We start from the raw sequence: 22,472 nt of genomic DNA, 5'->3' as shown, positions 1-22,472 counted from the left end.
TTCTTCACTACTTTCTCTTACATTCTATACGTATCATAACATTTCAGCGTGCTAAATTAATAGAAAAATCAGACGTGTAATCTATTGTTATATTGTAGGACAGGTTATTTCGGGTATGATAAAATAGGCATACTATTAATTAGAAAGCGTGGCATGGAAATGGCGGAAAATCTAAACTTGTTTGACATAAATAAGCTCTTTATTTTAGGTCGACCAATTGTAACAATTTTTCATAATGCAACGAATATGTACTCCATTGTTCGTGTCAAAATTCAAGAAACCAATATACAGCATGACGAAAAAGAAATTATCATCGTTGGTTATTTTCCTCAATTAGTAACTGATGAACTATACCGTTTTACAGGGCAGCTAAAAAGTCATCCGAAATACGGGATGCAGTTTCAAATTGATACATTTGAAAAAGAAGTGCCGACAACAGAGCAGGGAATTGTCCATTATTTATCAAGTGACCTATTTACAGGGGTCGGGAGAAAAACAGCAGAGACAATCGTAGAAAAGCTCGGAATGGATGCCCTCACGAAAATATTGGAGGATCCGTCAGCACTTGATGCAGTTCCCCGACTATCTGCTGAAAAGAAATTACATATTCGCCAAACAATCGAAGAAAATCTTGGTTTGGAACGGGTGATGGTACGCCTGAATGACTGGGGCTTTGGACCACAGCTCGGGATGAAAATTTATCAGGCTTACCGGGAAGAAACCATTCCGCTGCTGACAGAAAATCCTTATCGTTTAATTGAGGAAGTCGAAGGGGTCGGATTTATACGTGCGGATGAACTCGGTTCGAAGCTGGGGATCACGGGAAATCACCCGGACCGAATTAAAGCAGCCATTTTTCATGTGCTGACAAATGCAGCATTATCTGAAGGCCATGTTTATTTGGATGCGGAAATGGTGCTTCCGATGGTGAAAGATATACTTGAACAAAGTCAGCGCATTGAAATTCCGTATGAAGCGATTTCGAAAGCGGCAATCGAAATGCGAGAGGATTCGAAAATATGCGGTGAAGAAACACGCATGTACTTGCCTTCACTTTATTTTAGTGAAGTGGGCATTGCCAGTAAGATTAATGAACTGAAAGAAAAAAATAAAATGGCTGAAAGTTTTTCGAAAGATGAAATCCGAAAAGCGATTGGCGATATTGAAGAGCAGTATGATGTGACCTATGCGCCGACACAGGCACAGGCGATTGAAACGGCGATTAATTCCGCGGTAATGATTTTAACAGGCGGACCGGGAACTGGGAAAACAACGGTTGTCCGGGGTTTGGTCGAAGTATATGCTGAGCTTCACGGATTATCACTGAACCCGAAAACGTACGCGGAAAAAGAAGAACCGTTTCCGATTGTACTAGCTGCACCTACAGGACGTGCAGCGAAAAGGCTTGCGGAATCTACGGGATTGCCTGCAATGACCATACACCGCTTATTAGGATTTAATGGGCAGGAAAAGGATGAAGAAACGGAGCGTGAAGTTGTAGGGCGGCTCATCATTATCGATGAGATGTCAATGGTGGATACATGGCTCGCACATCAGCTTTTAAAAGCGCTGCATGAAGATGTACAAGTCGTTTTTGTAGGTGACCAGGATCAGTTACCGCCTGTCGGACCGGGGCAAGTATTAAAGGATTTGCTTGCATCGAAGCAAATTCCAACCGTTGAATTGACGGATATTTATCGTCAGGCTGAAGGGTCTACAATTATCGAAATGGCCCACCAAATTAAAAAAGGCAAAGTTCCGGATACGCTGACTGCCAAAACAACGGACCGTTCGTTTATCCAGGCAGGAGCCGGACAAGTGACAAGCGTTGTCACACAAATCGTAAAAGGGGCACTTGCAAAAGGACAGGCGATACGGGATATTCAAGTATTGGCGCCGATGTACAAAGGTCCTGCAGGCATCGACAATTTAAATAAAGAAATTCAGCAGCTTGTCAATCCGAATGACGGGTCGAGAAAAGAACTTGTTTTCGGTGATACGATTTACCGAATCGGGGACAAAGTGCTGCAGCTGGTAAATCAGCCGGATAATAATGTATTCAACGGAGATATGGGCGAAGTGATTTCCATCATCCGTGCAAAGGAAACAGTGGAAAAGCAGGATCTGCTTATTGTCAGCTACGATGGGATTGAAGTAACATACCAGCGTGCAGACTTAAACCAGATAACTTTGGCCTATTGCTGTTCAATTCATAAATCACAAGGTTCGGAATTTCAAACGGTCATTATGCCGATTGTTCGTGGCTATTCAAAAATGCTTCGCAGAAATTTACTGTATACAGGGATTACACGTGCTAAAAACTTTTTGATTTTATGTGGAGAGCCGGATGTATTAGCGAACGGATTAGCGAAAACAGATGATCTAACTCGATTGACAACCTTAAAGGCACGATTAAATCCGGAATTTATCACTGCAGAAAAGATGAAAGAATTACCGGAAACAGAAGAAAAACAAGTGGCTGTTAAGGAAGAGAAACAAAATCCTTCCACAGAACAGCTTGGTCTGTTGAATGTCTCGGATTCGCATAAGATCGGTGAATCACTGCCAAATCACTTAACAGCTGAAACAGCACCATATATTCATCCATTAATTGGTATGGCAAATATTTCGCCATACGACTTCAATGAAGAATAGAACTAGCCATTTTCGTTCATGTTTGAATGGGAATGGCTAGTTTTTTATGTACATAGAAATGTACTATTTTGGACAAATTTATTAAATGATGTGTTTACGTTCAAAGGGAGAGGGAAAATGTTTTAAATATAATAAAAAGTTGAAACAAGTAGGATTATAATGGAAAATAATAATTTTTTGCGGAAAAAATCAGAAATTTTAAAAGAAACTATTAATTAATATTAATTGTCCAGATATGTTAGTATGAAAAAAACTTATATGACGTCCGAAGTTTGATGTCAAATATTACAAAATGAAAAGGTTTTCAAAACTAAAAAAGAAGGTGCACATACATGGATTTCGTATGGGGAATCATAGGTATTCTGGGAATCGTACTGATTGCCATCGGGTTATCTAATAACCGTAAAGCAATTCAATGGAGAATTATTATTTCAGGATTAGTTGTCCAACTGATTTTTGCATTTATCGTATTGAAGTGGTCTTTCGGCCGCGAGAAGCTTATGCAACTTTCAGAAGGTGTTCAGAAGCTGATTGGTTATGCCAATGAGGGGATTAACTTCGTATTCGGCGGTTTAGCAAATCCGGATAATGTTGGTTTTGTATTCGCGATGAGTGTATTAACTATTATTATTTTCTTCTCATCTTTAATCTCTGTGCTTTACTACTTAGGTATTATGCAATTTATCATTAAGATTATTGGTGGTTTCTTATCAAAAGTATTAGGTACAACAAAAGCGGAATCGGTAAATGCTGCTGCCAATATTTTCGTTGGACAAACAGAAGCACCGCTTGTAATTCGTCCATTTTTAAATAAAATGACGAAATCGCAAATGTTCGCTGTTATGACAGGTGGACTTGCATCGGTTTCAGGTTCGGTCTTAATCGGTTATTCAGTATTAGGTGTTCCTCTTGAATACCTACTGGCGGCTAGTTTCATGGCTGCTCCAGCAGGATTGGTTATGGCGAAATTAATGATTCCTGAAACAGAAGAAGTAAATGAAGATGACTTTAAATTAGAACGTAATTCTGAAGCGACAAACGTTATTGATGCAGCTGCATCAGGTGCATCTGACGGTTTGAAATTAGCTGTAAACGTTGGTGCAATGCTATTAAGTTTCATCGCATTAATTGCGTTATTAAATGGTATTTTAGGTGGCATTACAGGATTATTCGGTTTTGATAATGTAACGCTTGAAGGTTTATTGGGCTATGTCTTTGCGCCATTAGCATTTTTAATTGGTGTTCCTTGGGATGAAGCAGTACGTGCAGGTTCATTTATCGGTCAAAAATTAATTTTAAATGAATTTGTTGCATATTCTAACTTTGGTCCGGTTATCGGCGAACTTTCTGACAAAACAGCCATTATCATTTCGTTTGCACTTTGTGGTTTTGCAAACTTAAGTTCAATGGGTATTTTAATCGGTGGTTTAGGTGGTATGGCACCGGATAAACGTCCAATCATTGCAAAACTTGCGATTAAAGCAGTAGCTGCAGGAACATTGGCATCTTTATTATCAGCTGCAATTGCTGGTATGTTTATATAATATCTTTCAAAGACTGTGCTAAAAATTTAGCGCAGTCTTTTTTTAGTACGTAATTTCTGCAGCAAGCTTTTCCAGTTCAGAACGATTTGTCAGAACGTATCCGCGGTTTTGCTTCGTTATATAGCCTGCTTCACTGAATTGTGCAAGAACAAATAACAGGTGGCGATAAGATACCCCTAAGTAATCACATACTTCTGTATGTTTTTCTTTATAGAATTGCTGATCCGAAGATAGTAAAATGAATGAGGCTAACCGGTTTTCAAGTGGATAAGCCTGATTTTGCGTATATTTCGCCGTTGCTGTCGTTGCTTTATGACTTAAAAAAATACAAAGCATTTTCAGAAACACAGGATCTGCCAATAATTTTTCTTTCACTTCCTGAATCGAAATCGCAAAACATACGGACTTGGATAAAGTTTGAATGCCTTTTGAGTAACGTTCAGCATTTAATAATTCCATTTCCCCCATAAATGTAGGCGCTGTAATAAAATCAATGAGCGAAATTTTACCGTTTTTATGGGTAATATACAATTTAGCTTTTCCCTCAACCATGTAATACAAATAATCGGGGAATGAATGCTCATGAAAAATAAATTCGCCTTTATCGAATTCATACACGTGGATAAATGGAACAATATCAAACGAAAAATACTGGGAAATCGGGTATTGTTCGATATATTTGAGACTTTCATCTATTGGTAACTTTCTCAAAGTATAAAGCAACTCCTTCCAATAAAATATGAGATTTCTCACATTATTGTAGTATTTCTCGTGTTAATATTCAAATTAATAAAAATGAAAAAGGATGAAGACAATGAATAATCAGCGCTGGCTCGCGAAAAATTTCTTTATGTTCTTTATTACATGGGGGATTTTTCTTCCATATTGGACAGGTTGGCTTATCAACGATAAAGGGCTTACGGTATCAGAAGCAAGCATTATAATGGGCTTTGGGCTAGTTGCACGGGCTGCCTCAACGATGTTTATCTTCCCGTTTGTGTCAAAAGTAATGAGCAACAAAAATGTGCTGATCTTTTTTACGGCAAGTTCATTAATTGTGACACTGCTGTACATACCGATTAATTCATTTGCCGGCTTATTTTTAATGACATTGCTGTTCAGTGCTTTTTACCCGGCATTGTTACCGGCTGTTGAGAGCAGTGCCTCCACACTAATGCAACATGGATCCATCCATTACGGGAGAGCTCGTTCTTTCGGGTCGTTCGGATTTGTCGTCGCAGTATTAATCATCAGTATGATCAGCGGAATGTACGGGGAGCGAATGATTTTATGGATGATGATTTTAGGTTTAACGTCATTACTCATTATTCAGTTCATGCCTGCGCCTCAAGTATTAAATATCGTGACGGTTAAAGAGGAGCGAAAAACGCTCTCCATGAAGGGTCTCTTTGAAGTAAAGAGCTTTATCATCGTATTGTTTGTCGTCATTCTGCTTCAGGGGGCGCATGCATCGTACTATAACTACGGATATATTTATCTGCAGGATCTGAATGTCAATCCGTTTTATATCGGAATGATTTTAAATGTTGCAGTAATTTTTGAAGTTCTTTATTTTTATAAGGCCGATACAATTTTAACAAAATGGAAGCCGTCTTCTTTATTGCTTATCGCGGCAATTGGTTCGACCGTTCGATGGATACTTGTATATGCATTTCCGAATATGCCGATGTTTATCTTCTCTCAGGCACTTCATGCACTGTCGTTTGCGATGGCACATTATGCCTTTATACGCTATATTTCCAAAGCTTTACCGCAGGAGCAGATTCCAAATGCACAAGGGATCTATTCAGCACTAGCGATGAGTTTAAGTGCAGCGGTTCTAACATTATTAGGTGGTGCACTTTATGAAATCGAGCCAGGTTTGGCGTTCTTAGGAATGATTATATGTACAGTACCTGCAATCCTTTTAATTTTACTGACGAAAAAACGTTTCAATTATTAAGGAATGCCGATTGACAGCGCGATGTCTATTTTTTATAATGAAGAGCATAATAAAATGAAAACGATGATGGAACAAGTACGTATGGACTTCGTGAGCAGAAAGAGATTTCCCGGCTGAAAAAATCTCCCCGAATAAATACTGAAAGCTACTCCAGAGTGCAGCTAATCCCTGCCGTCTGCTTACGTTACAAGCACTTGAGATATAATGCATAGCGCATTATAAATTAGGGTGGTACCACGAGATAATAGTCTTCGTCCCTTTACCGGGATGAGGGCTTTTTTTGTTTTCTTCAGCGAATTATTAATATAACCGGTGAAAGAATCAATTATTTACGTGCAGCTGTTATTAAGATGTACCAAAACTCATCGACTTCAACAAAAATTAGGAGGAAAAAAATCATGACAACAAAAATTATGACAGGTTCTGAAATTCGTCGTCTTTATTTGAATTTCTTTAAAGAAAAAGGGCATCATATTGAACCATCAGCACCATTAGTTCCAATCAATGACCCATCACTATTATGGATCAACTCGGGAGTAGCTACATTAAAACCATATTTTGACGGACGTATCATTCCCGATAACCCGCGCATTACGAACGCACAAAAATCAATTCGTACAAACGATATCGAAAATGTAGGGAAAACAGCGCGTCACCATACATTCTTTGAAATGTTAGGGAACTTCTCAATCGGGGATTACTTTAAAAAAGAATCAATTCATTACGCTTGGGAATTTTTAACGGATCCAAAATGGATGGGCTTCGATCCTGAAAAGTTATCGGTAACAATCCACCCTGAAGACCAGGAAGCATATGACGTATGGCACAATGAAATCGGAGTGCCGAAAGAGCGTCTAATCCGACTTGAAGGCAACTTCTGGGATATCGGTGAAGGTCCATCTGGTCCAAACTCTGAAATCTTCTATGACCGCGGTGAAGAGTACGGTGTTGGTGCGCCGGCGGAAGAAATGTATACAGGCGGGGAAAACGAACGTTATCTTGAAATTTGGAACCTTGTATTTTCTCAATTCAACCACAATCCGGATGGCACATATACACCACTTCCAAAGCAAAATATCGATACAGGTATGGGTCTTGAACGTATCGTTTCTGTAGTACAAAATGTACCGACAAACTTTGATACAGATCTTTTCATGCCAATCATCGAAAAAACAGAAACGTTTGCAAACCGTACGTACAAACGTCCGCATGAAGTGGATTTAAATGAAATTTTCGGATCAACTGAAGATGTGAATACTCCATTCAAAGTAATTGCCGACCATATCCGTACAGTAGCGTTTGCTATCGGTGACGGTGCATTACCATCAAATGAAGGCCGTGGCTATGTATTACGCCGTTTATTACGTCGTGCTGTCCGCTATGCGAAAAAAATCGGCATCGAAAAGCCGTTCATGTTCGAATTAGTGCCGACTGTCGGAGAGATTATGGAAGATTTCTATCCGCAAGTAAAAGAGAAGGAAGCATTTATTCAACGTGTTATCAAAAATGAAGAAGTGCGTTTCCATGAAACACTTGATGGCGGTTTAGCAATTTTCAATGAAGTAGCAGAAAACCAAAAAGCTAAAGGCGAAACAGTGATTCCTGGTGCTGACGCATTCAGACTATATGATACATTCGGTTTCCCGATTGAGTTAACGGAAGAATATGCTGAAGAAGTTGGCATGACAGTTGACCATGAAGGTTTTGAAGCTTCTATGGAGCAACAGCGTGAACGTGCACGTAATGCACGTGCTGATGTGGATTCAATGCAAGTGCAAAATGAAGTGCTTTCAAACTTAACTCAGCAATCGACATTTATTTATGATGCATTTGAAGCTTCTGCAAAAGTTGCTGCAATAGTTGTCGATGGACAAGAAACGTCAACTGCTTCTGAAGGTGAAGAAGCGTTAGTTATTCTAACTGAAACACCGTTCTATGCTGAAATGGGTGGACAAATTGCCGATACAGGTATCATTCAAGCAGACGGATTTACGGCGATCGTAAAAGATGTTCAAAAAGCACCAAATGGTCAGCCACTGCACACAGTAGTAGTGGAATCAGGTGAAATGAACGTCGGCGATGCAGCTACAGCAAAAGTAGATGAAGCAAAACGTAAATTGATCCTTAAAAACCATACAGCAACACACTTAATGCACCGTGCCTTAAAAGACGTATTAGGTGACCATGTAGCACAAGCGGGATCTTATGTAGGTCCAGACCGTTTACGCTTTGACTTCTCTCATTTTGGTGCTGCAACGAAAGAAGAGCTTGCACAAGTTGAGCGTGCAGTGAACGAAAAAATTTGGGAAGATATCGAAGTTGTTATTCAGGAAATGGATATCGATTCTGCAAAAGCGATGGGCGCAATGGCATTGTTCGGTGAAAAATATGGTGATGTTGTCCGGGTTGTAGCCGTTTCAGATTACTCGATTGAACTTTGCGGTGGACTGCATGTCAGCCGTTCATCTGAAATCGGTATTTTCAAAATCGTATCCGAAAGCGGAATCGGTGCAGGTACACGCCGTATCGAGGCTGTTACAGGTAAGGCGGCATATGAAGCGATTAAAGAGGAAGAAGCTATCTTAAATGAAGCAGCCGGCCTTTTAAAAGCGAATGCTAAAGATGTAGCAACTCGTGTGGCAACACTTCAAGCGGACTACAAAGAACTGCAACGCGAAAATGATTCATTGTCTCAAAAAATTGCAAATGCACAAGCGGGTGCTGTATTGGATGCTGCCCAAAAAATCGGTGATGTAACAGTACTTGCAACGCGTGTAGAAGCAAAAGACAACAATCAATTACGCCAAATGATGGATGATTTAAAAGAAAAAATGGAATCAGCTGTTATTGTTCTTGGTGCAGTCGATGGCGAGAAAGTCATGCTGTGTGCAGGTGTGACGAAAGATATCGTAGGTGGAAACTATCACGCCGGGAACATCGTGAAGCAAGTTGCTGAAGCTTGCGGCGGTAAAGGCGGCGGTCGTCCGGATATGGCAATGGCTGGTGCAAAAGATGCTGCAAAACTTGAAGAAGCATTAAATGCTGTTTACGAACATGTAAAATCTTTCTAAACATCTAAAATTTACTACTGGCATATTTGAAGTGCTTACAGGAATAAGTTATAATGATATAAATGGAGATGGAAGAGTGTGCTTCATCTCCTCATTGCTGAAAGCGAGGTGCTGGTCTTGAGTTCTTTCGATAAAACAATGAAATTCAGTTTTCCAGAAGAATCCATGGAACAAGAAGTAAAGCAAGTGATGCTGAAGGTGTATACGGCTTTAGAGGAAAAAGGGTATAATCCAACAAATCAAATTGTAGGGTATTTATTATCTGGCGACCCGGCATACATCCCTCGCCACCAGGACGCACGTAATTTAATCCGCAAGCTTGAACGTGACGAGATTTTAGAAGAACTCGTTAGATTTTATATTAGAAAGAATACTGAGGCGGATAAATGAGAATTATGGGTTTAGACGTCGGCTCGAAAACAGTCGGCGTTGCAATTAGTGATGCGCTAGGGTGGACAGCGCAAGGTATCGAGACGGTTAAAATCAATGAAGCGGTAGGCGAATTTGGTATTGAGCGTATTAAAGAGCTTGTGAAGGAACACAATGTAACTGAATTTGTTGTAGGCTACCCAAAAAACATGAATAATACAATCGGCCCTCGAGGTGAAGCTTCCGAAAGTTACAAGAAGTTGCTGGAAGATACATTCGGTTTTCCTGTTAAGCTTTGGGACGAGCGTATGACAACGATGGCTGCTGAGCGTATGCTGATCGAGGCAGACGTAAGCCGTAAAAAAAGAAAGCAAGTTATTGATAAAATGGCTGCTGTCATGATTTTACAAGGCTATTTAGATAGTAAAAACTAAAGTTGCTCCATATAAGGCTTTTTTGTACTTATCCGAAAAGGCTTTATGTATAATGAATTGAGCAGCAACAGGCACCAATGCCTAAATATTATGAAGAGGTGACGATCATGTCAGAACAACAAAATCACATTACAGTAGTCGATGAAAACGGCAACGAACAACTTTGCGAAATTTTACACACTTTCGATTCAGAAGAGTTCGGTAAATCATACGTATTATATTCTTTAGTAGGTGCAGAAGAAGATGAAGATGGCGCAGTTGAAATCTTTGCCTCTGCATTCGTTCCTGCTGAAAATGGTGAAGATGGCGAATTAACGCCAATCGAAACAGAAGCAGAATGGGATTTAATCGAAGAAGTATTAAACCAGATTGAAGACGAATTAGGCGAAGAAGAATAATTCATTTGACACGATAAAAACAGAGCAGGTGATTTGCCTGCTCTGTTTTATTCATTCAACGGGAGGCAACAGTATGGAAGAAAATATTTTTATTTTACAAAAAGAAGACGGCGGAGAGCAGCAATGCCGCGTTGTATTTACATTTGATTCGGAAGAGCATTCTTATGTCTTATTCTCGTTAATCGGTGATGAAGAAGCAGGTATTTCTGCACTTCGCTATGTACTCGATGAAAACGGCGAAATGAGCGGCTTTTCGGATATTGAAACTGATGATGAATGGGCAATGGTTGAAGAAGTTATGAATACCGTTCTTGCTGAATTTGGCACAGATCAGACAAATTACTTCACAATCACAAATGAAGATGATGAAGAAATTATGTGCCAAATATTACACCGCTTCGAAAACAACGGCAAAAATTATCTGTTCTATGCAATTATGGAAGACGATGAGCCTGTATTGGAGGAAGTATATGCTTCAGCCTACATCGCTGGCGATAACGGTGAAGTAACGGACTTGCTTCCTATCGAAACAGACGAAGAGTGGGAAATGGTAGAACAAGCTTTAAACTCACTAGCACAAAATTAATTACAAGGACCTTACTGACGATGTAATACGACAGTAAGGTTTTTTTATTGTTCAAAAATAGACAAAAACGAACATTTTATTTTATAAAACGTCGCAAATAGTGAGAAATTACATACCTTTCGTGGCTCTATATTGTGTCGAAAGAGATTTTTATGTATCATTATGGAAGAGAAAAAGGGGGGACTCCCGTGCTAGACGAAAATAAGAAGCAAGAAATGTTCAATAAGATGAAAGAGCGTAAAGGAGAAGTTAAAACGGTGCGTAAAATTGTGGGAATCATCGCGCTTGTCGCTCTTCTTATTATTGCCATTGTCGGTTTCGCAGGATACAACTACGTGACATCGGCATTAAAACCAATGGACCCGGAGTCGAATGAACAAGTTGAAGTCGAAATTCCGATGGGCTCAGGGATTACCTTAATATCAACTATTCTAGAAGATAAGGGTATTGTAAAGAATGCAAAGATTTTTAAATATTATACTAAATTTAAAAATGAATCGGAATTCCAAGCCGGCAGTTATTCTTTAACGAAATCCATGACACTTGACGAAATTATTGAAAGTTTAAAGACAGGGCGAGTATATCGTGAGCCTGTATTTACAATGACGGTGCCAGAAGGATTAACACTCGAGCAAGTAGCTGATGTTGTACAGAAAAATACTTCGCACAAAGCAGAGGACTTTATGAAAAAAGTGACGGATGCTGCTTATGTGGAGCAATTGATCACTGAATATCCTGATCTATTATCAGAAGATATCTTAAAGGAAAATATACGTCATCCGTTGGAAGGCTATTTATATCCTGCAACCTATCCGTTCTTTGAGGATAACCCATCGATTGAGGAAATTATCAGTACAATGCTAACTGCGATGAATACAATTGTTTCTGAATATACGCCAATATTGGAAGAACGTAATACATCGGTTCATGAATTGCTGACATTTGCTTCATTGCTTGAAGAAGAGGCAACTGCGCAAACGGACCGTGAAACAATTGCGAGTGTATTCTATAACCGTATCGAAATTGATATGCCTTTACAGACAGACCCAACAGTACTGTATGCATTAGGATCGCATAAGGACCGTGTACTGTATGAGGATCTGGAAGTAGACAATCCGTATAATACGTACCAAAATGTCGGATTGCCGCCTGGACCAATCGCAGGAGCCGGCAAGACATCAATCGAAGCTGCGCTGAACCCTTCGCAAACTGATTATTTATACTTCCTGGCAGATAAAGATGGCACAAACCATTTTGCCAAAACGTATGATGAGCACTTAGCGAACATCGAAAAGTATTTACGATAAGAAAGATAAGTTGTAGAAAAGGAATCGAATGGCTTGAAATTTCCGTTTTAAGACGGAATTCATTAAATTGTTCGCATTCCTTTTCTTTTCATGCTATTATAAATTGTGATTTTTTGTCCTTATATAACAATTTTGTAGGCGCAAACAACTTCGTTTCGTCTTTTTTCTTGTGAAAGAAAGATGTGCGCAAACAACCAGGTAAAGGGAGAATGACAAATGGAATTATCAGACGCTTATATTGCTTCCTTCATTCCTGAACGTGATGAATTATTAATGGAAATGGAACGCTTCGCAGAACAGAATCATGTCCCGATCATGCAGCTGGCGGGGATTGAGTCATTGAATCAAATTTTGCGTATTCAAAATCCAAAATCAATTTTAGAAATTGGCACGGCAATTGGCTATTCTGCGATACGAATGGCGCAAGCGCTGCCACAAAGTCATATTGTGACGATAGAACGCGATGTATCGCGAGTTCAGTATGCCAAGGAATTCATTGCAAGGTCAGAGGTGGCAAACCGCATACAAGTAATTGAGGGCGATGCGTTAGAGGTAGACATGGAAACACTTCCTACTACTTTTGATGCTGTTTTTATTGATGCGGCAAAAGGGCAATACATGAAGTTTTTCGAAAAGTACGCATCACTCGTTCCTTCGGGTGGCGTTTTATACATCGATAATATGTATATGCACGGACTATCGGATTTAGATATAAAAGAAGTACCTAGAAGAAAAAGAACGATGATCCGCAACTTAAAAACATTTTCAGACTGGATCATGGCACATCCGGATTATTCGAGTGCCTTTTTCCCTGTCGGTGATGGTTTGTTAATTTGTTTGAAGAGGTGATTAGTGTGAAAAAACCAGAATTATTAGTAACACCACAATCTATTGAGCATATTACAGCACTACTTGAGGCGGGTGCAGATGCTTTTGTGATCGGTGAACAGAAATTTGGCTTGCGCTTAGCTGGAGATTTTACAGTAGCACAGGTAGAAGAAGCAACTAAGCTGATTCATGCTGCAGGTAAAAAAGTTTATGTAGCGGTCAATGCACTATTCCATAACGATCGTTTAGACGCATTGGATGACTATTTAGTGCAGATGCAACGTATTGGCGTAGATGCATTATTGTTTGGGGACCCTGCAGTCATTATTGCTGTACGTGAAAACAATGTTACGATACCGTTGCATTGGAATCCGGAAACGACGGCAACAAACTTCTTCCAAGTGAACTATTGGGGTGAACGCGGAAGTAAGCGTGCAGTACTGGCTCGTGAACTTTCAGTCGATGAAGTGATTGAAATAAAAGAAAATACAAAGCATGAAATCGAAGTGCAAGTACATGGAATGACGTGTATGTTCCAATCTAAGCGTTCACTTTTAGGAAACTACTTCCTGTACCGTGATGAAGCGATGGAAATCGAAAATCGTAAAGAAAACAAAAATATGTTCCTTCACGATAAAGAGCGTAAAAATAAATATCCGATCTATGAGGATATGAACGGTACACATATTTTCTCACCGAATGATATGTGCATTATCGAAGAGTTAAATGAGCTGTTTGAGGCAGGTATCGATTCATTGAAAATTGATGGTGTTCTTCAAACGTTTGATTATACGGTAACTGTTACAAAACTTTACCGTCAAGCAATTGATGTGTATTTCGATCAAGGCGAAGATGCGTACGATGACATTAAATCCGAGTTATTCGAGCAAATCGAAGCGATTCAGCCAGCGTTACGTCCACTGGATACTGGCTTCATCTACAAGGAAACAGTTTACTAGGAAGGAGAACGAACGCAGTATGCTACAATTAATTCAAAATGAAAAAATCCGTCAAACAGTTAACGGAAAGACAGTAATTACGAAAAAACCGGAGCTTTTGGCGCCAGCTGGAAGTCTTGAAAAGTTAAAAGTAGCTGTCCATTACGGTGCTGATGCAGTATTTATCGGTGGTCAGGAATTTGGTTTACGTTCAAACGCAGGTAACTTCACAATTGAAGAAATGAAGGAAGGCGTTGAATTTGCAAACAAATACGGAGCCGTTGTCTATGTCACAACAAATATTTTCGCGCATAATGAAAATATGGATGGTTTGGAAGAATACTTGCAGGCAATCGAAGGCGCAGGCGTAAAAGGGATTATCGTTGCAGACCCGTTAATCATTGAAACATGTAAAAAGTGTGCACCATCTCTGGAAATCCATCTTTCTACACAACAGTCACTATCCAACTGGAAAGCGGTAAAGTACTGGAAAGAAGAAGGTTTGGAACGTGTTGTATTGGCACGTGAAGTAGGCGGAGAAGAAATGCGCAAAATGAAAGAAGAGGTAGACATTGAAATCGAGGCATTCGTACACGGTGCAATGTGTATCGCTTATTCAGGACGCTGTACACTTTCAAACCATATGACGGCCCGTGATTCAAACCGTGGCGGCTGCTGTCAGTCTTGCCGTTGGGATTATGATTTATATGAAAATAACGACGGTGAAGAAGTAGCATTGTTTAACGAAGGTGAAGCACCGTTTGCAATGAGCCCGAAAGACTTGAAATTAATCGAATCCATTCCTCACATGATTGAGCTGGGGATTGATTCATTGAAAGTCGAAGGACGCATGAAGTCTATTCACTATATTGCAACAGTTATTTCCGTTTATCGTAAAGTAATTGATGCATACTGTGCAGATCCGGAGAACTTTACATTCGAAAAAGAATGGCTGGAAGAATTGGCACGCTGTGCAAACCGTGCAACTGCTTCGTCATTCTTTGAAGGTGAGCCAAGCTATAAACAACAGATGTTTGGTTTCCATTCACATAAAATGAAGTGGGATTTTGCCGGATTTGTGATGGATTATGATGCCGAAACGCAAATGGTCACATTGGAACAGCGTAACTATTTCAAGACAGGCGATACGGTTGAATTTTTCGGCCCGAATATGGATACATTCAAAATGACGGTTGGCCAGCTTTGGGATGAAAAAGGCAATGAACTTGATGTTGCCCGCCACCCACTACAAATCGTTAAATTTAAAGTTGATCGCTCATTATCACATTTTGATATGATGCGAAAGGAGAATAATTAAATGTCAAACCGTCCAGTTGTAATCGGAATTGCCGGTGGATCATGCTCAGGTAAAACGAGTGTGACACGTTCTATATACGATGTGTTCCGTGAACATTCAGTAGTTGTTATCGAACAGGATTATTATTATAAGGATCAAAGCCATATGACGTTTGAACAGCGTCTGGAAACGAACTATGATCATCCGCTTGCATTTGACAATGATCTACTGATCGAGCATATCCATAGTTTACTTGCCTACAAATCAGTGGAAAAACCGGTCTATGATTATGTGCAGCATACACGTTCAGACGAGGTAATTCACGTAGAACCGAAAGAGGTAATCATTGTCGAAGGAATTTTAGTGCTGGAGGACGAGCGTCTGCGTGATTTAATGGATATTAAATTATTCGTGGATACAGACTCTGACTTACGTATTATCCGACGCATTCAACGTGACATTAAAGAGCGTGGCCGTACAGCTGATTCGGTAATCGAACAGTATTTAACAGCAGTGCGTCCAATGCACAATATGTTTATCGAACCGACTAAGCGATACGCTGATGTCATCATCCCTGAAGGCGGGGAAAATAACGTTGCAATTGACTTAATGGTAACGAAAATAAAAACAATTCTTGAAACTGAATCGAACTTGTAATATGATGATGTAGTATTTACATTAATTACATTTTAAATTGATAGAACAACATAAATAATTAATCATAAAATTCGGCTGCCCGTATTACGGTGTAAACTTCTTCTAAAAGAAGGGATTTACACATACCGTAAACTAGTAGCCGGGTTTTCTGTTATTTATGAACAAAATACGTGAGAATAACTTTTAAATTTATCCGTATTTTTTTAGAAATAGAAATAGAAAACGCCAAAAGTAAACGTTTTCAAGTTAATATTAAGGAGTGGGAATAATGTCAAATGAAAAACAATATCCAATGACACTTGATGGAAAACAAAAATTAGAAGAAGAATTAAACACATTAAAGACAGTAAAGCGTCCGGAAGTAGTAGAGCGTATCAAAATAGCTCGCAGCTTCGGTGACCTATCTGAAAACTCTGAGTATGATTCAGCAAAAGAAGAGCAAGGATTTGTGGAAGGTCGTATTTCATTGATCGAGCAAATGCTGCGCAATGCTGTCATTATTACAGAAGATGAAACATCAAATACAATCTCTTTAGGGAAAACTGTTACATTTGATGAGCTGATCAATGGTAAACGTGCAAACTTTGAAGAATCTTACACAATTGTTGGTTCTGCTGAAGCAGATCCGATGGAAGGTAAAATTTCAAATGACTCTCCGATTGCGAAAGCATTAATGGGCAAGCATGTAGATGATGTTGTTAAACTGACAACACCAGGCGGAGAAATGGAAGTAATAATTTTAGAAGTAAAATAATTTTAGGAGCAGTTAGCATCGATTGCTAGCTGCTTTTATTATGTTAATAAATTTGGAAGAGCTTCCAATGTTCGATTTTCGTGCAACCATTGCGGTTCTAATGCTAAAATAGGTGTGCATAGGAGGAATTGAAATGGACCGAAAAAGACGATTTCAAACACGACAACAGTATGCTGAACAAAAAACAAAACAGACGAAATTTCAAAAAGCGGACAAAAGATTAAATTATCTAATCGCTATTGTCGCTGTGTTAATTGTGGCAACATTAATTTTTATAATTACTCAAGAGCCAGAGCCGAAAAACGAGGCAGAGCAGGAAGATTCAGCTGAAGAAGTAGCAACGGATGTCCAGGATGAAGATAATGGACAAGAATCGGAAGAAAATGAAACAGAAACTAATGTACCGGAAGAAGTAGAAGAGGAAGATAACTCTACGGATGAATCCGAACAGCCAACTTCCGAATCAGGTGAAATCGTAAGTCCTTCCGACGATCCGTCAGTAAAAGAAGTCATTACAAATCCGAATTGGCCGGCCTATCCGACGGCACAAACAGGTAATCATGTGTCGACATATGAAAAAGGACATATTGATTACGAAGAAAAACTAAAAGCAATTTTTAGTGTGATTGATTTACAGCAGGAAAACAGTATTGTGCTGCGCGTGAATAATAATGGCAGTGCGGAAAGTGCAATTGCCGTTGTCACATCGATGGACAAAGAACAAAAATATCGAGTGAGTATAGAATGGGTTGACAATGAAGGCTGGAAACCGGTCCAAGTGGAAGTTTTATCGACATTGGAAGGTTCCCGGTAAAAAATAGTTATCAAGATTAATTGGAGGAATAAATAAATGACTATAGCAGTAATCGGTGCAATGGAGCAGGAAGTGGAGTTATTACGCGGTGCTCTGCAAAATACGAAAACAGAAACAATCGCAAACAGTGAATACACAACAGGTACATATGAAGGCAAAGAAGTTGTACTGTTAAAAAGCGGGATCGGTAAAGTAAACGCGGCAATGTCTACGACGATCCTATTGGAAAAGTATAATCCGAAAGTTGTCATCAATACAGGATCTGCAGGCGGTTTTGATGCTGTATTAAAGGTTGGGGATATCGTTATTTCGGATGAAGTACGTCACCATGATGTGGATGTTACGGCTTTTGGCTATGAAATCGGTCAAATGGCAGGAATGCCGGCCGCCTATAAATCGGACGAAAAATTAATGGAAGTTGCGAAACAGGCTGTTGAAGAAGTGGGAGAGCATAATTACAGTGTCGGTCTTATTTGTTCGGGCGATGTATTTATGAGCAACCCTGAGCGTGTCGAGGCAGTGCGAAAAGATTTCCCTACAATGAAGGCCGTTGAAATGGAAGCGGCTGCTGTAGCGCAAGTATGCCACCAATTCAACACACCATTTGTTGTAATTCGTGCACTATCAGACATTGCAGGTCAAGAATCGAGCATGTCATTTGATGAATTTTTACCGGTTGCAGCGAAACACTCAACAGAAATCGTATTAAACGCAATTACAAAATTATAATTTAAATCACCATAGAAATGCCCAATCACTAAAAGGATTGGGCATTTTACTTTTGGGATGTGGAGAACAGGTTTACCTTTCTAACTGGTTTATTCTTTCTCGCCATGCTTAAACTGCTGATATAGCTTAATAAGGGCCCGTTTCTCAATGCGTGAAACATAGCTTCGTGAAATATTGAGCCTTTTGGCAATTTCTTTTTGGGTATGCGGATCAAAGTTTTGAAGCCCATAACGGTAGGAAATAATTTCGAGCTCTCGTGGATCTAAAGTATCCAAATAGCGATACAGCTGGGCAAAATCCTCCTGTCGTTCGATTTTTTCAATTGTTGAAGGTTCGTCAAGCTGCAGTAAATCACGGATTTGAAGAGACTGCCCATCTTTATCGACACCAATCGGCTCAAATAAAGAAACATCTTTTTGCACTTTTTTTTGTGCACGGAGATGCATCAGAATTTCATTTTCGATACATCGGGCGGCGTAAGTGGCAAGACGGGTCTTTTTTTCTGGTGTGAAGCTGCTGACGGCTTTCATCAGACCGATCGTGCCAATTGAGATATAATCATCAAGTAAATCATGGGAGGGATGGAATTTCTTAACAACGTGCGCAACTAAACGCATATTTCGCTCGATTAATTCAATACGAGCACTTTCATCCCCCTTGATAAAACGATTGATGACTTCTTCTTCTTCCTCGCGTGATAACGGTTTATAAAACGTCTGCCCTTTTAAATAGCCTAATAATGCGGGAAGCTCAAGCCAAAGTTGAACCAAAGCTGTTACGAAACCGCTCAAGCAATTAACATCCTTTCATCTTTTCGACAGTATATGATGAATTTTGCGCAGAAATGAAAAAAGTGTAAGAGCGATATTTCTGCTCTTACACTTTTTTTAATGTAAACGTACTTACCATCAATAATGCCAATACCGGGAAAAGAATTAAATAAAACGTTTCCGATAGCATGTTTGTAAAGAAATAAGAAAAAGTGAGTAATGTACCCGCCGCTGTAATCGGCAGTCCTACGAAATAACCTGTTGAATCCATCACATTGAATCGTGCTAGACGTAACGCCCCAGCAGCGATAAATAATACGGGCATCATCATCCCTGTAAATCCTGCATTCATTAATGCCATTTCATACATTAACAAGGCAGGTGCTACACCGAAAGAAATTATATCTGCCATGGAATCGAGCTGTTTTCCCAATTCGGATTCCTGATTGAATTTACGGGCAACCTTACCATCATACCGATCTAAAAAAGCAGCGATAAAAATTAATAATACACTGTAGCTATGATACTCATTCAGTGTAGCCATAATTGCAGCCCCACCAAACGACATATTTGTAATTGTAATAATATTAGCAGCATTTGCTTTTATTTTTTTAAACGTTGAATCAACTTTTTGAAGTAGAAACATTGGAAAACACTCCCTTGCACATCGGCTATATTCTATTATACTTGTTCTATTAAAAAAAGGTAATAGTTAATTCATATTAAGACCTATCTTTGTATGGCCAGTCATTATATAATTTACTTTTATCCTGCATTTGCAGGTGATCATTAATCTGCTTCCAGAGCGTAGCAGCAAAAGCTTCAATATTTAATCAAAACCGGAGGACCTAGAATGAAGGAAAAATTATACCGGAATATGATAGAACTATCAAATGGTAAGATCTCTTCGAAAATTTTACAACAAATTGCACAATCCCGTTTAAGTAAAAATTTTATTCGTAGCTATAGTCAAATATACGGAATTAACATACAAGAAGTTTCAAAATCTCCCAAAGAATTTACGAGCCTGCATGATTTTTTTGTTCGCCAGTTAAAAGAAGAAGTACGTCCTGTCGATATTCGTGAAAATATATTTACCAGTCCTGTTGACGCAAAAATAGAAGCATTCGGCAATATTGAGGATCAGAAAATGTTTACTGTGAAAAATAAACCGTATTCGTTAAATGATTTAATGGGAAATGAAACACAGGCAAAGAGGTATAATAATGGCAAATATATTGTTTTCTACTTGAGTCCTGCAGATTATCACCGAATTCATAGTCCGATCGATGGTATTGTGAAGAGACAGTACATACTTGGACAAAAATCGTATCCAGTAAATCAGATGGGCTTACAATACGGAAAAAAACCGATCAGTCATAATTATCGTATGATTAGCGAAATTAACTATGAAAAACAACATTATACAGCATTCATTAAAGTAGGAGCGACATTTGTAAATTCAATTGAGCTTACAAACACGTCAACACAGTGGAAAAAAGGGGAGGAAGTCGGCTATTTTGCTTTCGGCTCAACCGTTGTCATGTTATTTGAACAAAATGCAATTGAATTTACCGAGAATGTTACAAATGGGGCGAAGATAAAAATGGGAGAAGCCTTTGCTACTATGGTATAATGAATAAATAAATTTTGAGTTAGGGGTTACGGCTTTGTACAACTTTTTATTACCAGATGAATTTATTCGCAGTGTATATGAAATTACACCGGAAAAATTAAAGGATTTAGGCATTAAAGGGATCATAACAGATTTAGATAATACGCTTGTTGAATGGGACCGTGCTGATGCGACGGAAGAGCTTGTACAATGGTTTGAAATGATGCGTGAAGCAGGGATAAAAATTATCATTGCCTCAAACAATCATGAAGCGCGGGTGCGCCAGTTTGCGGAACCGCATGGCATACCGTTTATTTTCCGTGCCAAAAAACCATTAGGTGCAGCATATTATGCGGCCCTTGTTCAGCTGCGTCTACGTCGCCATGAAGTTGCGATGCTGGGTGATCAGCTATTAACAGATGTGATGGGTGCAAAACGTCAAAAACTTTATACGTTTTTAGTTCGTCCTGTAGCTGACTCTGATGGACTCGTTACAAAATTTAACCGCTTCGTAGAACGTCGTGTATACAACGATTTAAAGCGAAAAGGAAAGTATCCTTGGGAAGACTAATAAGCGACCCGAGTTTTTTTGCATGAATGTGCAATAGTAGTTAGGAGGAAATAGTGAATGAATGAAATGCCACAATGTATTGGCTGTGGAACAGTGATTCAAACTGAAGATAAAAATGGATTAGGGTATGCACCTGCATCCTCGCTTGAAAAGGAAATGATTATTTGTCAACGTTGTTTCCGTTTAAAAAACTATAATGAAATCCAACCTGTTAGCTTAACGGATGATGATTTTTTACGTATTTTAAACGGTCTTGGACAACAGCAAGGTCTGATCGTGAAAATCGTGGATATTTTCGATTTCAATGGCAGCTGGTTACCAGGTTTACACCGATTCGTTGGAAATAATCCGGTTCTTTTAGTAGCAAATAAAGCAGACCTTTTACCAAAATCGGTAAAAGAAAAGAAAGTGATCAACTGGTTAAAACGAGAAGCGAAAGCACTTGGATTAAAGCCGGTTGATGTGAAGCTTGTTTCGGCACATAAAGGAATGGGCATGCAGGAAGTCGTGGAAGCGATTGAAGAATACCGTAACGGCAAAGATGTATATGTCGTAGGTTGTACAAATGTCGGCAAATCGACGTTTATTAACCGTATTATTAAGCAAGCTACAGGTGAGGGCGAAATTATTACAACTTCCCATTTCCCTGGAACTACGCTTGATATGATTGGCATTCCGCTTGATGACGGATCATCTTTATACGATACGCCTGGTATTATCAATCACCACCAAATGGCACACCATATCGATTCGAGTGAACTAAAATATATTATGCCTAAAAAAGAAATTAAACCAAAAGTGTATCAGCAAAATCCTGGACAAACACTATTTATCGGTGCTCTTGCCCGTTTTGATTTCATTCAAGGTGAACGTTCGGCATTTACAGTACATGTTGCAAATGAATTACCGATCCACCGTACGAAGCTGGAACGTGCGGATCAATTATATGAAGAACATAAAGGCGAGTTACTGGCACCTCCAACGTCTAAACATATCGATCAATTACCGCCATTAGTGCGTCATGAGTTCTCGATTAAAGAGCCGAAAACGGATGTAGTTATTTCAGGATTGGGCTGGATTACAGTACAGCATGCCAATGTTGTCGTAGCAGCACACGCACCTAAAGGCGTAGAAGTATTCATTCGTCCATCACTGATTTAACGGAATCGTTA

At 39.3% G+C, this 22,472-nt stretch carries 22 protein-coding genes; 19 read left to right on the top strand and 3 right to left on the bottom strand.

From position 1 onward, the window contains the following. Positions 1–159: 159 nt before the first annotated feature. The gene (gene recD2 / locus MKY71_RS11705) at positions 160–2,655 is read left to right on the top strand and encodes an SF1B family DNA helicase RecD2 (protein WP_339172136.1); all 2,496 of its coding nucleotides are present in this window, start codon (positions 160–162) and stop codon (positions 2,653–2,655) included. A 332-nt stretch (positions 2,656–2,987) separates the two neighbouring features. After that, on the top strand, positions 2,988–4,199 hold the full coding sequence (locus tag MKY71_RS11700) for a NupC/NupG family nucleoside CNT transporter (protein WP_339172134.1): 1,212 nt from the start codon (positions 2,988–2,990) through the stop codon (positions 4,197–4,199). A gap of 42 nt (positions 4,200–4,241) precedes the next feature. Here MKY71_RS11700 and yeiL read toward each other — a convergent pair whose 3' ends face one another. Then, positions 4,242–4,910, bottom strand: coding sequence for a transcriptional regulator YeiL (gene yeiL, locus MKY71_RS11695; protein WP_340732720.1), 669 nt, complete (start codon positions 4,908–4,910; stop codon positions 4,242–4,244). 103 nt (positions 4,911–5,013) lie between these two features. On the opposite strand from yeiL, the gene MKY71_RS11690 reads away from it, so the two are divergent. The 14 genes from MKY71_RS11690 to mtnN all read left to right on the top strand — a co-directional run bounded on the left by MKY71_RS11690 (position 5,014) and on the right by mtnN (position 18,344). After that, positions 5,014–6,162 carry an MFS transporter gene (locus MKY71_RS11690; RefSeq protein ID WP_340732719.1) on the top strand — a complete coding sequence of 383 codons (1,149 nt, stop codon included), beginning with the start codon at positions 5,014–5,016 and terminating at the stop codon, positions 6,160–6,162. Positions 6,163–6,560: 398 nt separating this feature from the next. Then, complete coding sequence (alaS, locus tag MKY71_RS11685) at positions 6,561–9,233, top strand: alanine--tRNA ligase (RefSeq protein WP_340732718.1); 2,673 nt, start codon at positions 6,561–6,563, stop codon at positions 9,231–9,233. A 117-nt stretch (positions 9,234–9,350) separates the two neighbouring features. Then, a complete protein-coding gene (locus tag MKY71_RS11680; RefSeq protein ID WP_014823361.1) occupies positions 9,351–9,623 on the top strand; it encodes an IreB family regulatory phosphoprotein in 273 nt (90 codons plus the stop codon). Further along, on the top strand, positions 9,620–10,036 hold the full coding sequence (gene ruvX / locus MKY71_RS11675; protein WP_340732717.1) for a Holliday junction resolvase RuvX: 417 nt from the start codon (positions 9,620–9,622) through the stop codon (positions 10,034–10,036). The genes MKY71_RS11680 and ruvX overlap by 4 nt, the downstream gene beginning before the upstream one ends. 107 nt (positions 10,037–10,143) lie before the next feature. Further along, a complete protein-coding gene (locus tag MKY71_RS11670) occupies positions 10,144–10,434 on the top strand; it encodes a DUF1292 domain-containing protein (RefSeq protein WP_014823362.1) in 291 nt (96 codons plus the stop codon). A 73-nt stretch (positions 10,435–10,507) separates the two neighbouring features. Beyond that, complete coding sequence (locus MKY71_RS11665) at positions 10,508–11,020, top strand: DUF1292 domain-containing protein (protein WP_340732715.1); 513 nt, start codon at positions 10,508–10,510, stop codon at positions 11,018–11,020. 188 nt (positions 11,021–11,208) lie between these two features. Continuing rightward, positions 11,209–12,327 (top strand): endolytic transglycosylase MltG, encoded by a 1,119-nt coding sequence (mltG, locus tag MKY71_RS11660; protein WP_340732714.1) that lies wholly within the window; start codon positions 11,209–11,211, stop codon positions 12,325–12,327. 216 nt (positions 12,328–12,543) lie between these two features. Continuing rightward, positions 12,544–13,176, top strand: a complete 633-nt coding sequence (locus MKY71_RS11655) for an O-methyltransferase (RefSeq protein ID WP_339172120.1) — start codon at positions 12,544–12,546, stop codon at positions 13,174–13,176. Between the two features lie 5 nt (positions 13,177–13,181). Continuing rightward, entirely contained in the window at positions 13,182–14,114 is a 933-nt protein-coding gene (locus tag MKY71_RS11650) for a peptidase U32 family protein (RefSeq protein ID WP_339172118.1), read from the top strand. A gap of 19 nt (positions 14,115–14,133) precedes the next feature. Next, complete coding sequence (locus MKY71_RS11645) at positions 14,134–15,411, top strand: peptidase U32 family protein (RefSeq protein ID WP_339172115.1); 1,278 nt, start codon at positions 14,134–14,136, stop codon at positions 15,409–15,411. After that, complete coding sequence (udk, locus tag MKY71_RS11640; RefSeq protein WP_339172113.1) at positions 15,412–16,047, top strand: uridine kinase; 636 nt, start codon at positions 15,412–15,414, stop codon at positions 16,045–16,047. Between the two features lie 268 nt (positions 16,048–16,315). Continuing rightward, positions 16,316–16,801: a transcription elongation factor GreA gene (gene greA / locus MKY71_RS11635; protein WP_339172111.1), complete on the top strand. Its 486-nt coding sequence runs from the start codon at positions 16,316–16,318 to the stop codon at positions 16,799–16,801. Positions 16,802–16,934: 133 nt separating this feature from the next. Continuing rightward, entirely contained in the window at positions 16,935–17,615 is a 681-nt protein-coding gene (locus MKY71_RS11630) for a YrrS family protein (RefSeq protein WP_340732712.1), read from the top strand. 36 nt (positions 17,616–17,651) lie between these two features. After that, entirely contained in the window at positions 17,652–18,344 is a 693-nt protein-coding gene (gene mtnN / locus MKY71_RS11625; RefSeq protein WP_340732710.1) for a 5'-methylthioadenosine/S-adenosylhomocysteine nucleosidase, read from the top strand. An 89-nt stretch (positions 18,345–18,433) separates the two neighbouring features. Here the strand turns inward: mtnN and sigK are convergent, their stop codons facing one another. Beyond that, positions 18,434–19,135: an RNA polymerase sporulation sigma factor SigK gene (gene sigK, locus MKY71_RS11620; RefSeq protein WP_339172101.1), complete on the bottom strand. Its 702-nt coding sequence runs from the start codon at positions 19,133–19,135 to the stop codon at positions 18,434–18,436. A gap of 85 nt (positions 19,136–19,220) precedes the next feature. After that, the gene (pssA, locus tag MKY71_RS11615; protein ID WP_251686729.1) at positions 19,221–19,760 is read right to left on the bottom strand and encodes a CDP-diacylglycerol--serine O-phosphatidyltransferase; all 540 of its coding nucleotides are present in this window, start codon (positions 19,758–19,760) and stop codon (positions 19,221–19,223) included. 207 nt (positions 19,761–19,967) lie between these two features. Here pssA and MKY71_RS11610 point away from each other — a divergent pair, with 207 nt between their 5' ends. The 3 genes from MKY71_RS11610 to yqeH are packed head-to-tail and all read left to right on the top strand — an operon-like array spanning position 19,968 to position 22,461. Then, on the top strand, positions 19,968–20,750 hold the full coding sequence (locus tag MKY71_RS11610) for a phosphatidylserine decarboxylase (RefSeq protein ID WP_340732708.1): 783 nt from the start codon (positions 19,968–19,970) through the stop codon (positions 20,748–20,750). Positions 20,751–20,784: 34 nt separating this feature from the next. Beyond that, positions 20,785–21,300, top strand: coding sequence for a YqeG family HAD IIIA-type phosphatase (locus tag MKY71_RS11605; RefSeq protein WP_008407628.1), 516 nt, complete (start codon positions 20,785–20,787; stop codon positions 21,298–21,300). Positions 21,301–21,357: 57 nt separating this feature from the next. After that, complete coding sequence (gene yqeH / locus MKY71_RS11600; protein WP_340732706.1) at positions 21,358–22,461, top strand: ribosome biogenesis GTPase YqeH; 1,104 nt, start codon at positions 21,358–21,360, stop codon at positions 22,459–22,461. Positions 22,462–22,472: the final 11 nt, after the last annotated feature.

This window comes from Solibacillus sp. FSL W7-1324 (genome assembly GCF_038008025.1).
GTDB lineage: Bacteria > Bacillota > Bacilli > Bacillales_A > Planococcaceae > Solibacillus.
The sequence above is the reverse complement of the archived record's forward strand: the minus strand, read 5'-3'. Positions and strand labels throughout refer to the sequence as shown.